Annotated in this window: 14 protein-coding genes; 8 read left to right on the top strand and 6 right to left on the bottom strand. The window is 41.5% G+C overall.

Features of this window, described 5'->3' with window-relative positions:
- The first annotated feature begins 55 nt into the window (after window positions 1-55).
- Both nosP and ACOQOE_RS10455 read left to right on the top strand, forming a co-directional pair.
- Entirely contained in the window at window positions 56-1,204 is a 1,149-nt protein-coding gene (nosP, locus tag ACOQOE_RS10460; RefSeq protein ID WP_067864580.1) for a nitric oxide-sensing protein NosP, read from the top strand.
- Entirely contained in the window at window positions 1,197-3,773 is a 2,577-nt protein-coding gene (locus ACOQOE_RS10455) for a NahK/ErcS family hybrid sensor histidine kinase/response regulator (RefSeq protein ID WP_420553942.1), read from the top strand. Before nosP ends, ACOQOE_RS10455 begins: the two co-directional genes overlap by 8 nt.
- 77 nt (window positions 3,774-3,850) lie before the next feature.
- On the opposite strand, the gene ACOQOE_RS10450 is transcribed toward ACOQOE_RS10455, so the two are convergent.
- Both ACOQOE_RS10450 and ACOQOE_RS10445 read right to left on the bottom strand, forming a co-directional pair.
- Window positions 3,851-4,519 (bottom strand): response regulator, encoded by a 669-nt coding sequence (locus ACOQOE_RS10450; protein ID WP_067864586.1) that lies wholly within the window; start codon window positions 4,517-4,519, stop codon window positions 3,851-3,853.
- Window positions 4,520-4,678: 159 nt separating this feature from the next.
- Window positions 4,679-5,227: a rhodanese-like domain-containing protein gene (locus ACOQOE_RS10445; RefSeq protein ID WP_067864590.1), complete on the bottom strand. Its 549-nt coding sequence runs from the start codon at window positions 5,225-5,227 to the stop codon at window positions 4,679-4,681.
- 212 nt (window positions 5,228-5,439) lie between these two features.
- On the opposite strand from ACOQOE_RS10445, the gene ACOQOE_RS10440 reads away from it, so the two are divergent.
- From ACOQOE_RS10440 to ACOQOE_RS10425, 4 genes are read left to right on the top strand one after another with little or no spacing between them, the layout of a single operon-like run.
- Window positions 5,440-6,405 (top strand): ABC transporter substrate-binding protein, encoded by a 966-nt coding sequence (locus ACOQOE_RS10440; RefSeq protein ID WP_420553941.1) that lies wholly within the window; start codon window positions 5,440-5,442, stop codon window positions 6,403-6,405.
- Window positions 6,405-7,166 (top strand): ABC transporter permease, encoded by a 762-nt coding sequence (locus ACOQOE_RS10435; protein WP_067864599.1) that lies wholly within the window; start codon window positions 6,405-6,407, stop codon window positions 7,164-7,166. The genes ACOQOE_RS10440 and ACOQOE_RS10435 overlap by 1 nt, the downstream gene beginning before the upstream one ends.
- Complete coding sequence (locus ACOQOE_RS10430) at window positions 7,159-7,836, top strand: ABC transporter ATP-binding protein (protein ID WP_067864602.1); 678 nt, start codon at window positions 7,159-7,161, stop codon at window positions 7,834-7,836. Before ACOQOE_RS10435 ends, ACOQOE_RS10430 begins: the two co-directional genes overlap by 8 nt.
- A 41-nt stretch (window positions 7,837-7,877) precedes the next feature.
- A complete protein-coding gene (locus tag ACOQOE_RS10425; protein ID WP_067864604.1) occupies window positions 7,878-9,056 on the top strand; it encodes an MFS transporter in 1,179 nt (392 codons plus the stop codon).
- 18 nt (window positions 9,057-9,074) lie between these two features.
- Here the strand turns inward: ACOQOE_RS10425 and ACOQOE_RS10420 are convergent, their stop codons facing one another.
- From ACOQOE_RS10420 to ACOQOE_RS10405, 4 genes are read right to left on the bottom strand one after another with little or no spacing between them, the layout of a single operon-like run.
- Window positions 9,075-9,860, bottom strand: coding sequence for an ABC transporter permease (locus ACOQOE_RS10420; protein WP_420553940.1), 786 nt, complete (start codon window positions 9,858-9,860; stop codon window positions 9,075-9,077).
- Window positions 9,857-10,597 (bottom strand): ABC transporter ATP-binding protein, encoded by a 741-nt coding sequence (locus ACOQOE_RS10415; RefSeq protein WP_420553939.1) that lies wholly within the window; start codon window positions 10,595-10,597, stop codon window positions 9,857-9,859. The genes ACOQOE_RS10420 and ACOQOE_RS10415 overlap by 4 nt, the downstream gene beginning before the upstream one ends.
- A gap of 49 nt (window positions 10,598-10,646) precedes the next feature.
- Complete coding sequence (locus tag ACOQOE_RS10410; RefSeq protein WP_067864610.1) at window positions 10,647-11,618, bottom strand: YVTN family beta-propeller repeat protein; 972 nt, start codon at window positions 11,616-11,618, stop codon at window positions 10,647-10,649.
- A gap of 16 nt (window positions 11,619-11,634) precedes the next feature.
- A complete protein-coding gene (locus tag ACOQOE_RS10405; protein WP_197468014.1) occupies window positions 11,635-12,774 on the bottom strand; it encodes an ABC transporter substrate-binding protein in 1,140 nt (379 codons plus the stop codon).
- A gap of 247 nt (window positions 12,775-13,021) precedes the next feature.
- Here ACOQOE_RS10405 and ACOQOE_RS10400 point away from each other — a divergent pair, with 247 nt between their 5' ends.
- Together ACOQOE_RS10400 and ACOQOE_RS10395 are read left to right on the top strand one after the other, a co-directional pair.
- Window positions 13,022-13,459 carry a copper-binding protein gene (locus ACOQOE_RS10400; protein WP_067864616.1) on the top strand — a complete coding sequence of 146 codons (438 nt, stop codon included), beginning with the start codon at window positions 13,022-13,024 and terminating at the stop codon, window positions 13,457-13,459.
- A gap of 146 nt (window positions 13,460-13,605) precedes the next feature.
- A complete protein-coding gene (locus tag ACOQOE_RS10395) occupies window positions 13,606-14,241 on the top strand; it encodes a response regulator transcription factor (protein WP_067864618.1) in 636 nt (211 codons plus the stop codon).
- The last annotated feature ends 40 nt before the right edge of the window (window positions 14,242-14,281 follow it).

Below are 14,281 nucleotides of genomic sequence, written 5' to 3'. Positions count from 1 at the left end.
ATTGAGTCGCAGGTCCTAGAATGGAAAGAAAAACTACTTCCTGAGGATTAGCATTGTGACTAACAGATCTGCTTTTATAACTGCTGCATCATTTAGTGCAGACCCCAAAGAGGCAGCTGAAGATCTGGGGCAACAGCTTTCAGGAATAGATCTGAAAACGGTTATATTTTTTTGCTCCGCTGAGTATGACCTTCCTTTGTTAGCTCAATCTATTAATCAGGTGTTTCACGGTGTTGATGTCTCTGGGTGCACTACAGCAGGGGAGATCACACCTTTAGGTTACGGCCAAGGGTGTATAACCGCTATAGGTTTTAGTTCGACTGATTTCTCTATTCATGCACAATCGATAGAATGCTTAGATAATTTTAGCCTTACCGATGCTCAAACATTGGTTGACCAATTAATAGCAGGTTGCAGGCAATCAGATGTAGCACCTATCAAAGGAAATACCTTCGCACTCACGCTCTTAGATGGGCTATCCATTCAAGAAGAAAATGTTCTTGTTACGTTAAATTCAGCCTTAGGTAGTATCCCAAATTTTGGTGGTTCAGCTGCTGATGATATTCATCACTATAAAACCCATGTTTTTTACAATGGTGAATTCCACACCGATGCAGCAGTGATCATGATGGTGAACACGGCTTATGAGTTTGAAGTGTTTAGTACTCACCATATGCAACATAAAGATATTAAATTAGTTGTTACCGCCGCTGATGTAGATGCCCGGTGTGTATATGAGTTAAATGCGGAACCTGCAGCCTCCGTATACGCAGACGCTATAGGCTTATCCGTTGAGGAGTTAAATCATCAAGTATTCGCATTAAACCCAATCGCTGTAAAGTTGGGTGATGAATACTATGTTCGTTCTATACAGCAAGTTAATGATGATTTAAGCCTGAAATTTTACTGTGCAGTAGAAAACGGCATAGTGCTAACAATTATGGATGCCAAAGATCTTGTTGTAGATCTTATTCAAACACTGGACTCCATTGAAGAAAAAATAGGTAAGCCGCAATTGATTATTGGTTGTGATTGCTTTCTAAGGCGTATGGAATGTGAAATTAAGGGTTATTCTGATGAAGTTTCAGAACTGTTAAAAAAGCACAATGTTATTGGCTTCAACACCTACGGAGAGCAGATGGAAGGGCTACACATAAATCAGACTTTCACTGCCGTAGCGATAGGGAGAAATCGCAATGAGTGATGAAAGCCTTGAATCTCAAATTCAGCGTTTAGAAGAAGAGAATCGCAAGCTTCGTAAAATCAACAATGTGCTTATTGAGCGAGTAGAGGCTGGTGGTAGCCAAGGGGCGAATCCCTACTCAGCATTTGAGCATTCCGTTGTACTGGCTGAGCAAGTTAGGGAACGGACCGATGCGCTACACAGTGTTTTATCTGAATTAAAGGCAAGCCATCGAGATCTAAAAGAAGCTAACGATCAAGCCGCTTTAGCTAACCAACGTGTGGTTGATGCAATCGAAAGTATTTCTGATGCCTTTGTTTTATTTGATCAAGAGAGGAAAATTGTTCTCTTTAATAGCAAGTTTAGCAATGTTTGGGAATCAACAGGCCTTGATGTAAAAACAGGTACGACTATTCAAGATATTACTCGTCTCGCAAGAATGAGCGGTTTAATTGATGAAGAGTACCCTGCAACCAATAGTGGCAGCAAAGTTTATCGTTTGAGTGATGGTCGTTGGGTGCAGATGTCAGAACGGCCAACCCAAGATGGTGGTTTAGTTATTCTCTATACTGATATTACAGCGATAAAAGAACGAGAAACCGCTGATAGAGAACAAGCGCTAGCTCAAAAAACTAAACTACTGCAGCGTACAGTTGATAACCTTTCTCAAGGGGTTGTATTAGTAACGCCTGAGGGAAGGGTTGAGCTATGGAATGATCGCTTTCTTGATCTAATGGGTGTAGATGCCGAGCAGGTTGAGTCATATCCTCCATTTGCTGCACTTATGTTGGATAATCATGCCATCCTTCAACATGCACTCACGGCTGCACAGCAGGGTGAAGTTTTAGCCTCTGAACAAACGGGGCGGTTAGGTCAAGTTATTGAAGTGCGAACCCACCCTATGCCTCAGGGAGGATTTGTTAATACCTACACAGATATTACCGAGCGCCATCGTTATGCAGAATCTTTGCGACAAAGTGAGCAATGGATACGCCTAATTACAGATAACGTTCCAGCCTTGATCGCTTACCTAGATAAGAATTTACATTATCTATTTACCAACAAAGTTTATAACGAATGGTTTGGTAAACCTCACGGTATGCTCAATGGAGAAAGCATTCATGAGGTTTATACTGATGATCAGTATGCAGAGGTAGAGCCTTATGTTGAGAGGGCTTTATCAGGTGAAAGTGTAACTTTTGAGGTTTGGCAGACAAACGCTAGGGGCGAGCAACGCTATATGCTCAAATCTTATGTGGCGAATATTGATAAGGACGGTCAGCCGGATGGCTTCTTTGTTATGATTCGCGATATTACCGAACGTAGGCGCTCAGCTGAAGCTTTAGAACTGTCCCATCAGCTGCTAGAGCAGCGTGTTGAAGAGAGAACCTCGGCGCTTACAGCGCTTAACAATCAGCTGCGTTCCGAGATTACAGAAAGAGCGGGGGTCGAAGCACGGCTCAGAGAAGCTAAAAAGGAAGCTGACCAAGCGAATCTATCTAAAACAAAGTTCCTTGCGGCTGTTAGTCATGACCTTTTACAGCCATTAAATGCCGCCCGTTTATTTTCTGGTGCATTATCGGAGCAGATTAAAGATCCAAGAAACTATAATCTCGTCCAATCGGTATCCAATTCATTAGATGATGTGGAATCCTTATTACGGACATTAGTTGATATATCTAAGCTCGATGCGGGTGTAGTTAAAGCTGATGTTGTTAATTTTAGTATACAAGGGCTTTTTGATACTTTAGCCGCGGAGTTTTCACAGTTAGCAGGGGCTGAAGGCTTAGGTTTTAAATGTGTTCATAGTGATGCGGTTATTCGTTCAGATTCTCAATTGCTGGCACGTATACTGCGTAATTTCCTGACTAATGCTATTCGTTACACTAAACAAGGGCGCTTATTATTAGGGTGCCGACATACGGCTGAGACGTTATGGATAGAGGTATGGGACACAGGCTCTGGTATCCCGAAAGAAAAGCTGGTTGAGATCTTCCAAGAGTTTAAACGACTACAGGAGGATCAACCTGGGCAAGAGAAAGGCTTAGGTTTAGGGCTTGCTATAGTTGATAAAATATCGAGGGTGCTAGGCCATAAAATTAGAGTGTCCTCAATTGAAGGAAAAGGTTCTGTATTTGCGGTGGAGGTACCTAAAGCGCAACAGATACTTCCTAATGTGGCGACCGGCCCACAAATACCAATGATTACTGAACGTTTAGTGGATGCTGATGTATGGCTTATAGATAATGATGCGGCTATTTGTGAGGCAATGGAGACCCTGCTAACAGGTTGGGGGTGTAATATTGTCACAGCGCTATCTTTAGATGATTTAAGGTCGCAAGTAAATTTCCATAATGATTCAGTTGATATTTTGATTGCCGACTACCATTTAGACAATGGCGAAAATGGACTTAATGCGGCAAAAATAGTCACGAGTGAAGTACCGCATAACCTTCCCGTTTTGATGATAACCGCCAATTACAGTAAAGAGTTAAATCAGGAGATACGCGATCTTGACTATATGTTGGTCAACAAGCCGGTTAAACCACTTAAACTAAAAACAACGCTGATTCATATGCTTGGTTCATAGTTTTAAAACGTTGTCCTATAAAACAAAAAAACCGCATTTGCGGTTTTTTTTATATCAACAGGAAAATTTGTTTAGGATTAACGTTTTAAATACTCGTTAAAATCAATATTACCAGCAGATAGCACTGCTTGGATGCGGTTATGAACACCGAGTTTACGCAAAATAGCGGAGACATGTGCTTTTACGGTTGTTTCAGCAATATTCAAATTGTAAGCAATCTGTTTATTTGATTCGCCTTTTGACATGCGTTCAAGAACTAAAAGCTGACGACGGGTTAAAGATGAGAGCAGTTCTGGAGGGATCTGGTTGTCATCTTTGCGGTGCATCCTTTTATTATCAGGCTGACTTGCTCGAATAATATCAGATGGGAGGTATACATTGCCGGCAAGAATCTGTCGTAAAGCATCTGTCATCTGCTCACGAGGCGATGATTTAGTGATAAATCCAACTGCACCATAAGTAATCGCTTGAAGTACGATCTGCTTATCTTCTTCTGCCGAAACAATAACGACTGGAACAGTAGGCAGATCATTTCTTAATGTTATTAAACCATTCAAGCCATTCATGCCCGGCATATTGAGGTCTAGTAAAATTAAGTCGAGATCTTCTTCTCCTTGTGCAATCTCCAACGCGCTCTCAAGATCTTCTGTTTCGAGTGTTTTGCAGTCGTCAAAGCTATTTGCTATTACATTAATGATAGCTTCACGAAATAGCGGGTGGTCGTCTGCGATTAGGATCTTGTACACAATGCTTCTCCAATCTCATTATATTTATTATACACACCGAAATCAGTGTTATAGGTCATCTTGGGCTTTCTGTTCTTGCATACCAACACTGTAAGGGTAATTTTCAAGTTATGTTACAACTTTGTTGTATAGTTTCAATTTATTATTCAATAACTGGTGTTAATGGTCATCTTGTAGCGGAATCGGTTGAGCAACTGCGGTTTCCATATTATTTTCAATCCAACCATCAGATCCGTTTCTATACCAATATAACCTGCTATAACCCCATGAGGATGCGCGTTTTAGGGCATTCCATGACATCCAACAATCAGCTCTGCAGTATATGACGATAGGGCGCTGCTTGTTTCCTGCTGTAATTTTCGTTAGGTTCGAGCGGAAATATTCTTCCCACTCAGGTTCTAACTCTCCACGTCCTACGTTTGGCAGCCAGAGGCTACCGGGAATATGTAGTCTAGGCTCTTTTTGGATAAAGACGCGGTTCCATAAGAGAGGTTGAACATCCAATAAAACAACATTTTTGTCTTTCTCAAGTAAGGCTAATAATGTTGATAGCGTTAAGGTCTCTGCATGTTCACTGCTTTTGGGAGTTGGGCTTCGATATCGAAACAGCCGATAACCATCTACATTAAATAGTCCAAAGTCATCATCACTCTCTTCCACATAGGCATCAAAATTTGTCGCAGCGACAGCGATCGTTGATCCCAACATAAATAGAGTTACTAAGCACAATCGGAGTAATAAAATAGTCAATTACCTGTCATTCTTTCTATGCCTCTATTACAACCTGCGAAAGTCTTGGTCAAAATCCTACCATCGAGCAAAAAAACAGGTACGAAAGTACTATTTTTACACACAGCCTAGCAGCATATGTTGGTTAAGGGCTTTTTAGCATCTACTTTATTCAGAATCACAGGCATTTCATGCGAATTTCTTTCCAGCTAATCCTCTCTAGTATTTTAATTATTTTTACAACACATCTAGCAGCAAAGGAGCCGTTACCGACGGTTCACGTCACTGTCATCTCTTCCGGTACTGTTAATTGGGAATTACAACATCTCAAAAATATGCAACTTGATCATAGCAATGGCTTCAATCTCGTTATTGATCCTGTTGCCAGCTTATCAGCTGCGAGAATCGCAATCACTTCAGGTAATGCAGACTTTATCGTTTCTGATTGGTTGTGGGTTACTGAGCGAAATATGAAAGGAGCTAATCTGAGGTTTATCCCATTTTCTCAACAAATAGGTAGCATTATCGCTGCAAAAGACAGCAAAATTCTCAATTTTTCAGATTTAAAAGGTAAGCGGGTTGGCATTGCAGGAGGGCCATTGAATAAAGGCTGGGTACTACTACGTGCGGCGGCAAAGAAAGAGGGGATCGACCTTCAGAATGATGTAAAAATACAGTTCGGAGCGCCCCCACTGCTAAATCAGGCACTGAGAAGTGGTCAGTTAGATATGCTTGCAACATTTTGGCATTATGGCGCTCGATTGGAAGCGGAGGGGTATAGTAAGTTATATAGCCTTAAGGACGTTATGAAAGGGTTAGGATTAACCAGTGATATTCCTATGCTGGGTTACCTCTTTAATCAATCTTTTGAAGATCAGCACCCGACATTGGTTGCGGGTTTTTATCGGGCAGTTAAGCAGGCAAAAGCGCAACTGGCTATGGATGATGAAGCATGGACAGCGCTTCGACCTTTAATGAAAGTAGAGAATGATGCTATCTATCAGGGACTTGTTGCAGGTTATCGAGCCGGTATCCCTAGCGATATTACGCAAGAACAGATTGAGGATGCTGTGAACTTTTATCAGATGATTGATGAGCTTAAACCATATCCCTCAGGCACCCAGCTCAATCCTGAACTTTTTTATAAGGGGTTGTAATGAAAAGCAGTCGATTAAGCGACCAGGTCATTGCCCTTACTTGTTTGTTGGCGGGGTGGTGGCTAGTCGCCTCATTTGTATCTAGCCCTCTTTTACCTGCACCTTTAGAGGTATTTGAAGCATTAAGTAAAGAGTTTAGAGAGCAGCGTTTAGTTGAAAGCTTATTAGTGACTTTGCAACGCGTCGTAATTAGCTTTGTCTTCGCGATGCTACTGGGTGGCATTGTTGGTGTTTTAATGGGCCGCTTTCGTTTTGTTAACCGTATTCTCGATCCTATTTTAATTATTCTGTTAAACATTCCAGCACTTGTTGTCATTATTTTGCTTTATATCTGGTTTGGTCTTGTTGAGGTTGCCGCAGTTGCAGCCGTGATTATTAACAAGTTACCTAATGTTGCAGTTACTCTCCGAGAAGGAGGGCGCATGTTTGACCACGAGTTGGAAGAGATGTCAGTTATGTATAAATTTAGCGTCCAGCAAAAGCTAGTCCATATCTGGTGGCCTCAGCTGTTCCCATACATCATGATAGCAACACGAAGCGGTCTTGCCCTTATCTGGAAGATTGTCTTGGTAGTCGAGCTGCTAGGGCGTTCTAATGGAGTAGGCTTTCAATTACATTTAGCTTTTCAGTCATTTGATGTTGCTACTATATTGGCTTATAGCTTAGCTTTTATCTCTGTTGTTCAGTTAATTGAATGGTTTATTTTACAGCCTTTAGATAGAAAGGCGTCCCGTTGGCAGAAGGGTAGTAGCCATGTTTGAGTTTCATGTAGAGGGGCTAACCTTGTCCCAAAGGCAGATCTTGTCTGCTTTAAATATCAAGGTAAATTCAGGGGAAACGCATTGCCTTTTAGGGCCATCAGGTAGTGGTAAAACGACCTTACTTAATTTAATGGCAGGTTTAGAGCAAGAGAATGTTGAAGCCATAGGTGGTGAAACGCGGCGGGCTAATTACTGGTTGCCTCATAAACCTGAAATAGGCTATCTATTTCAGCAACCCCGCCTTTTGCCTTGGCGAACGATTATGCAGAACTTACTGTTGGTTGAGCCCAACGAAGAGATCGTTCTCAAGCTATTAGAGGAGGTCAAACTTCAAGACTATGTGGATTATTATCCGTCTAAAATTTCTTTAGGTATGGCGCGTAGGGTCGCTCTGGTTAGGTGCTTATTACTCGAGCCTGAGTTGGTGTTGATGGATGAACCTCTGACCTCACTTGACCTTCCTACCGCACGTGAAATGCGTGTCCTGATAAAACGCTTGGTTTGTGATCATCCAACTCGTAGTATGCTTTATGTTACGCATGATTTAGAGGAAGCGCTTGAACTTAGTGATAGTGTTTCTGTCTTAGGTAATTCGCCGGCTCAAGTGATTTATAACAGTAGGATTGATGCAGTATCCCGTCAAGAACTTGAGATGTTATTGAAACATTAAGTTGTGCGGGCAACTTGATGATATATAAGAATAAAAACATAATGAATGATAGACCTCGTCATATACTTCTCGCCATTGTTATTGCCCAGCTTTTGGGGACATCAACATGGTTTGCGGGCAATGCAATTTTACCTGTATTACAAGCTGAATGGTCACTCCCCAATAGTGCGGTGGCTGAGCTAACAAACTCCGTTCAGCTTGGCTTTATTGTCGGGGCACTCCTTTTTGCTTTCCTCGCATTGGCTGATCGTATATCGCCCCGCGTTCTGTTTTTTATCTGTGCTGTAGGCACGGCTTTCTTTAACCTTCAAATAGCTTTTTGGGCTGATAGCCTTAATCAGGTTTTGTTATTGCGTTTTTTTGGCGGGATGATGTTAGCAGGGGTCTATCCTGTTGGTATGAAGATCGCTACAGGTTGGTACCCTGAAGGTTTAGGCTTAGCATTGGGCTACCTCGTTGGTGCTTTAGCGTTAGGTACATCCTCGGGTCACCTCTTTGCCTCTTTTGAGTTTAATGACTGGCAGTCGGTTATCTACTTGACCAGTGCTTGCTCTGTTATTGGCGGTTTATTGGTATTGTTGTTTGTTCCTGACGGCCCAGCTTTACATAAAGGCGGTGCTCTAAGGTTTAGACATCTGTGGGTCGCTATGAAAGATAAACCTTTGCAAGCGGCAGCCGGGGGCTACTTTGGCCATATGTGGGAGCTTTATGCGGTGTTAGCTTTGGCTCCGTATTGGTTTATTGCTTGGGCAGGACAGAACGAGGTTGATCTTAATATCCCATTTTGGTCTTTCTATGTGATTGGTGTCGGTGGTTTAGGATGCATGTTAGGCGGGCATATTTCGCTAAAACTAGGAAGCTGGCATGTTGCTAGGTTTATGCTGTTTTGTTCAGGCGTTTGCTGTTTGCTTTCGCCATTTATTTTTGAGCTTCCATTTGTTGCGGTGGTCATATTTTGGACTATCTGGGGGGTGACCGTTGTGGCTGATTCGCCTCAATTTTCCGCTTTATCCGCTCGAACAGCACCTAATGCGGTTGTTGGTAGTGCGTTAACTATGATTAACGCAATAGGCTTTACCATCACGATTATAGCGACACAAATAACAGCCATGTTATTGGATAGTTTTCCTATTGAGTGGGTTATGTTGTTACTTGCACCGGGTCCTTTATTGGGGCTGCTCAGTTTAAGACGACTTAAAAAAATAAAGCCTGATATTTAATCAGGCTTTATTTAACGCTTACTTACCAGATTTCTGAGGGTTAAATCCAGTTACCGCCAGTACTGCAAAAAACAAAGTACATCCTGCAGTAATAAACATCGCATCAGTATTCAGTTTTAGATATAACGCGTATCTAACTAGTTCTACTGCATGAGTAAAGGGGTTAACCGCACAGATCCAATATAACCATTCGCTCGCTTCCTGCATTTTCCATAAGGGATAAAGTGCTGAGGATAGGAAAAACATTGGAAAGATTACAAAATTCATCACGCCAGCAAAGTTTTCAAGTTGTCTAATTCTAGTCGAAAGAAATAGACCTAATGAACTTAGTAAAAGGGCGACCAGTAAAAGGGCTGGCAATACTGTTAAGTAACCTAGCAATGGGGGCTCTACATCAACAAGCAATGCGATCAAGAGAAAAGCATAAACCTGTGTTAGAGATATAAGGGCTGTTGAAACCATTTTACATAGCAATAAGTAAGGTCTAGGAAGAGGGCTCATCAGTAGCACTCGCATACTCCCCATCTCTCTGTCATACACCATCGACAGACTGCTTTGCATGCCGTTAAACAGTAAGATCATGCAACATAAGCCTGGTGCTATGTAGGTTTCATAGGTGATGTAGGTCTCATAAGGATCGATAATAGCGATACCTAATGCCGCTCTAAAGCCTGCCGCAAATACGATAAGCCAAAGCAGAGGTCTAATTAATGCGCTTAAAAAGCGGGAGCGTTGTTGCACAAAACGCAAAAATTCACGTATTAATATTCCTTTGAAGCAGTACCATGATGCAGAAATGTTCATTGGGCACCTCCAAAGGACTCACTGTCTGTTAATTTATGGAAGGCATCGGTTAGGTTTTGCTCGCCCGATTTTTCAATCATTGTACTCGCGACTGAATCTAACAAGATACTGCCTTTATGCAAGAGAATGATAGGATCATTAAGGTCTATCTCCTCCATTAGATGTGTGGCCCATAAAACTGTAATATTTTCATCATCACATAGTTTACGAACATGTCGATTAAGTCCTCTTCGTGTTTGAGGATCTAAACCAACGGTTGGTTCGTCTAATAGCAAAATGTCGGGTTTATGAAGTAAAGCTCTTGCAATCTCAACACGTCTACGGTGCCCTCCGTTAAGCCCTCTAACTTTTTCGTTAGCCCGTGTTTTCATTTCCATGCGATCAAGCTCATTATCAATCTGTTTTTGTGCTTCTTTGGAAGGAATCCCGTGTAGTGATGCATGGTACAGCAGGTTTTGAGTTACAGTGAGGTCTAAATCGAGGGTGCTTTGCTGAAAGACGACGCCAATCCGTTTCATAGCACTAGCAGGCTGCTCTTTGATACTTTGCCCATCGATATAAATATTACCTCCTTGTAACTCGTAGAGACGAGTCAATAGGGCGAATAAAGTGGATTTTCCGGCCCCGTTAGGCCCAATTAGAGCATGAAATACACCCTTATCAAGCAGGAAGTCAACATCTTGTAGTGCTTGTTTTGGGCCATAACTGAAGCTAAGCGACTCGACTGAAATTGTCATACTATTCCTAAATAAGTTGAGGCCTCCAATTGGAGGCCTCATTTAAAAATTATGGTTTAATTGCAACACCCCAGGGGTACCGTCCCACCTTAATGCTCTTAATCGCTTTCATTTTACTAACATCAATGACTGATACGTCACCGCTGATACCGTTTGTCGCAAGCAGAAGGCTTTGATCTTGGTTAAACTCCATATGCCATACTCGACGGCCAACTAAGATATAGTCCTCAACCTCATAGGTTTTAGCGTTAACAACGGCCACATGGTTGGCAGGTCCTAAAGCAACGAAAGCATAACGTCCATCGTCTGAAAGCTTAACACCAACGGGCTGCACTTTGTCTCTATGAACACCTTTAATCTCAAAAGTGATTTTTTTAATTATTTTACGCGAAGTGGTATCAATAACGGAAACTGTGGCACCTATTTCGGCACTTGCCCATAAGACTTTGCTGTCTTTACTGAATTCAACATGACGTGGGCGTTGATCAACCAAAGTATTGTCTATTAATTCGTGTTTTACTGTATCAATCCAGTGAACCATATTAGTGGTTTCACTTGTGTTAACCGCCATTGTTCCATCAGGGCTGACAGCCATACCTTCAGGTTCAACACCTACATCAATCTGTGCAAGCACTTCACTTGTTTCAGTGTCAACTATAGTAACTAGGGCGTCATCTTCGTTTGAAATATATAGATGACGATTGTTTGGGTGAAGAGCAAACTGTTCAGGATCTTCACCTGAAGGTAACTCTTTTATAATCTGATTGGTGGCAAGGTCCATCACTTGCACAGTGTCTGAATCAGATGCACAGATATAAAGTTTAGAATTATCTTTAGAAAGTATTATTCCGCGAGGGCGCTCACCAACATCGATTGTGTCAGTGACAGTCATCGTATCTAAATCAATGATTGAGATAGTGTCATCTTTCTCATTGGAGACATAAGCCGTTTCTGCATAAAGTGCGGAAGAGGCTAGCAAGCTACCAACAGCTAATGCAGTAAGTGTTCTTTTAAAATTCATAATTATTCCAATTTTTTTATTTGCGTGTTTCAGTGCAGTCAGTTTCTTTTTGATCAAACCCTAATGTATCGAGCTCATTCGTGGGGTGTAAAAAGCCTTCTTGAGGCGAGGAAGATACCAGCGAACGAGGGTGAACTAATGGAATAGTCTGTCTAAGTTGTCCATTCCAGCTGCGAAAGTCAAGCTTACGGCCTTTAAATCCAGCTAACTGGAAATTATCAGAAGTGATATATCCGTGATTCGTAGTTGCATCATTTGTTTGCGTCCGTGTTACCGCCTCGGCCACTGTACGGACCGCCGCCCATGCGGAATAATCTTTGCTATTCATCCAGCGATTGGCGCTTTTTTGAAAGCGGCTTTGTAATTGTGCGGCGCCATATTGCTCTACTACTCGGTGCCAAGCGACAGGGGTCAGCCCCTGAGTGCCCACTACGGGTCTAGGTAGCCATGTGTTGTAAAGTACATACTCCCCAAAATCACCACGCTCATCAGCTACAAAAACAACATCATAATCACGATGCTGAGTAAATAAAGGCATCTCCGATTGCGCTGTTCGGCGCAAATCTGTATCAAAACTCCAATTTTTCTCTTCTACAATTGATAAGCCAAAACGTTTTGCTGAGCGTTTAAATGAGTTGCTATAGGCTTTATCATCGGTAGTTGAACCGGTAATCATAAAGATTTTTTGTAATCGTTTTGCTTTAAGCCACTGCGCTAAGGCGTCAGTTAGCATTGCTCTACTAGGCATCGTATGAAAAAGATTCGGCTGGCAAACCTGTCGCCTTAGGGTATTTGAACTTGATCCCGCATTAAAAATAAGTGCATCTTTCCCGAGTGAGTCTGTGAATTTCCTAACGGTTTGCTCATCGGCATTGATAACAAAATATCTAATTCCTTCTTCATATTGTGCCTTTGCCTTATCAAGCAAGACTTGAGGGTCATCACTGATAGCATCTTGTAACTGGTATTTATGTTTTAGGAAGCGGCCTGTTGTATTGCTATCCTGAATTGCCAGTTTTGCACCTTGTAAGCCCGCATCTTCAGGTTCGGGCAGGATATTAGATAAAACGGGACCTTGATCAATCTCCTGTTGTAAATAACTAATATTAACCTCTATCTCAGAATAAGCATTGCTGCTACCTAATAGAGCTGCCATTGTTATCGCTAATGCGTTTTTTCTTTTTATATAATTAGAAAACATAATAGTTATACAAGCTTACCGTTAGTGTATTTATCCCAGCATAGGCGGGAATCTGTGAACTCGGAATATGAATAAAGTAGAAAACAATTAGTACCGAAGTAGCATTCTTTTGCCCAGAGTGATCTTTAGCATAGTAAAACATAATAATTAAACACAATAATTAAACACAATAATTAAACACTCTTAATGCTTGAGGTACAAAATGAATTTTATAAAAACATTTACTATGGGAACGTTGGCTGCGGCTTTAACTCTTTCAAGTATGTCTGCAATGGCAAAAGGTGATTTAACAACTAGGCCAACGAAACTGCCAGATCTTGTTTTAGGAACTGAAGACAACCGTTATGAGCTATCACAAAAAGAGTATCAGCTTGAAACGGGCAAAGCTTACAAACTAAAAATAGTTTCTAGTGGCCAAACAGAATACGCCCTGCAGGCGCCAGATTTTTTTGCTTCTATTTTCCTGCGTAAACTTGAAGCTGGAGATATGGAAATAAAAACTATGAGTGTTACTGAGCTTGAATTTGAACAGGAAGCAGAGGCGGAAATTTACTTCGTTCCTGTAAAACCAGGCAGCTTCGAATTTTACGCTGAAGGCCTAGAAGAGAAAGGAATGGAAGGCGTATTTAACGTTAAATAATAACGCCTTAGTTGTTGTTTATAGCAAAATACTCGCCTAAAGATTCAGGCGAGTATTTTTATCTTAGTTTACCCTTCACAGATAGGTAAAATAGCCTGTTTTTCATGGTAGGATGGGGGATATTATTTTTCCTATCTGGAGACTTCATGAAAATCCTAATTACTGATGACCACTCGGTTGTGCGACAAGGATACGCAAGTGTTCTTCCGACGGTTATTAAGGATTGCGAAATCGTTGAAGCGGCGTGTGGAGAAGAGGCCTGCGAACTCTATCAGAAGGAGCTGCCAGACATTGTAATTATGGATATTAACTTGCCAGGTATTAGTGGCATTGAAGCGGCCACCCGTATTCTGCAAGTAGATAATGATGCAAAAGTGCTATTCTTTAGTATGTATGATGAAGCACCTATCGTTAAGCAAGCGTTAGATACTGGTGCTATGGGATATATCACTAAATCAGGCTCCCCTAAAACCCTCGTTGAAGCAGTAACAAAAATATCTAAAGGTGAAATATTCATTGAATATGAGTTAATTATGAAATTAGCGCTAAATTCACAAAATATTTCCGATGAACGTTTGCGAGAGTTGACGCAGCGGGAATTTGAAGTCTTTGTTATGTTAGCGCGAGGTCAAAGTAATCAAGTTATTTCTGACACTCTATCGCTAAATATTAAGACTATTTCAAACTATGTAACCACCATAAAAAGTAAATTGAAAATCAGCTCCACTGCGGAATTAGTTCACTTGGCAATCGAGGCTGGTGTTATCAAAATAGCCCACTAAACTGAAAAGGCGGGTGCAATTCAGTACCTAAGTGCTAGTT

It is taken from the genome of Neptuniibacter marinus (assembly GCF_965223595.1).
Taxonomy (GTDB): Bacteria; Pseudomonadota; Gammaproteobacteria; order Pseudomonadales; family Balneatricaceae; genus Neptuniibacter; species Neptuniibacter marinus.
Note: the sequence above shows the minus strand (reverse complement) of the source record. Positions and strands in the feature narration are given on the sequence as shown.

What these genes read in the sequence shown, in the direction of transcription:
- ACOQOE_RS10405 (WP_197468014.1), bottom strand. Translation starts at nt 12,774, where the DNA reads ATGGCAGCTCTATTAGGTAGCAGCAATGCTTATTCTGAGATAGAGGTT.
- ACOQOE_RS10395 (WP_067864618.1), top strand. Translation starts at nt 13,606, where the DNA reads ATGAAAATCCTAATTACTGATGACCACTCGGTTGTGCGACAAGGATAC.
- ACOQOE_RS10425 (WP_067864604.1), top strand. Translation starts at nt 7,878, where the DNA reads ATGAATGATAGACCTCGTCATATACTTCTCGCCATTGTTATTGCCCAG.
- ACOQOE_RS10420 (WP_420553940.1), bottom strand. Translation starts at nt 9,860, where the DNA reads ATGAACATTTCTGCATCATGGTACTGCTTCAAAGGAATATTAATACGT.
- ACOQOE_RS10435 (WP_067864599.1), top strand. Translation starts at nt 6,405, where the DNA reads ATGAAAAGCAGTCGATTAAGCGACCAGGTCATTGCCCTTACTTGTTTG.
- ACOQOE_RS10400 (WP_067864616.1), top strand. Translation starts at nt 13,022, where the DNA reads ATGAATTTTATAAAAACATTTACTATGGGAACGTTGGCTGCGGCTTTA.
- ACOQOE_RS10415 (WP_420553939.1), bottom strand. Translation starts at nt 10,597, where the DNA reads ATGACAATTTCAGTCGAGTCGCTTAGCTTCAGTTATGGCCCAAAACAA.
- ACOQOE_RS10410 (WP_067864610.1), bottom strand. Translation starts at nt 11,618, where the DNA reads ATGAATTTTAAAAGAACACTTACTGCATTAGCTGTTGGTAGCTTGCTA.
- ACOQOE_RS10430 (WP_067864602.1), top strand. Translation starts at nt 7,159, where the DNA reads ATGTTTGAGTTTCATGTAGAGGGGCTAACCTTGTCCCAAAGGCAGATC.
- ACOQOE_RS10445 (WP_067864590.1), bottom strand. Translation starts at nt 5,227, where the DNA reads ATGTTGGGATCAACGATCGCTGTCGCTGCGACAAATTTTGATGCCTAT.
- ACOQOE_RS10455 (WP_420553942.1), top strand. Translation starts at nt 1,197, where the DNA reads ATGAGTGATGAAAGCCTTGAATCTCAAATTCAGCGTTTAGAAGAAGAG.
- ACOQOE_RS10440 (WP_420553941.1), top strand. Translation starts at nt 5,440, where the DNA reads ATGCGAATTTCTTTCCAGCTAATCCTCTCTAGTATTTTAATTATTTTT.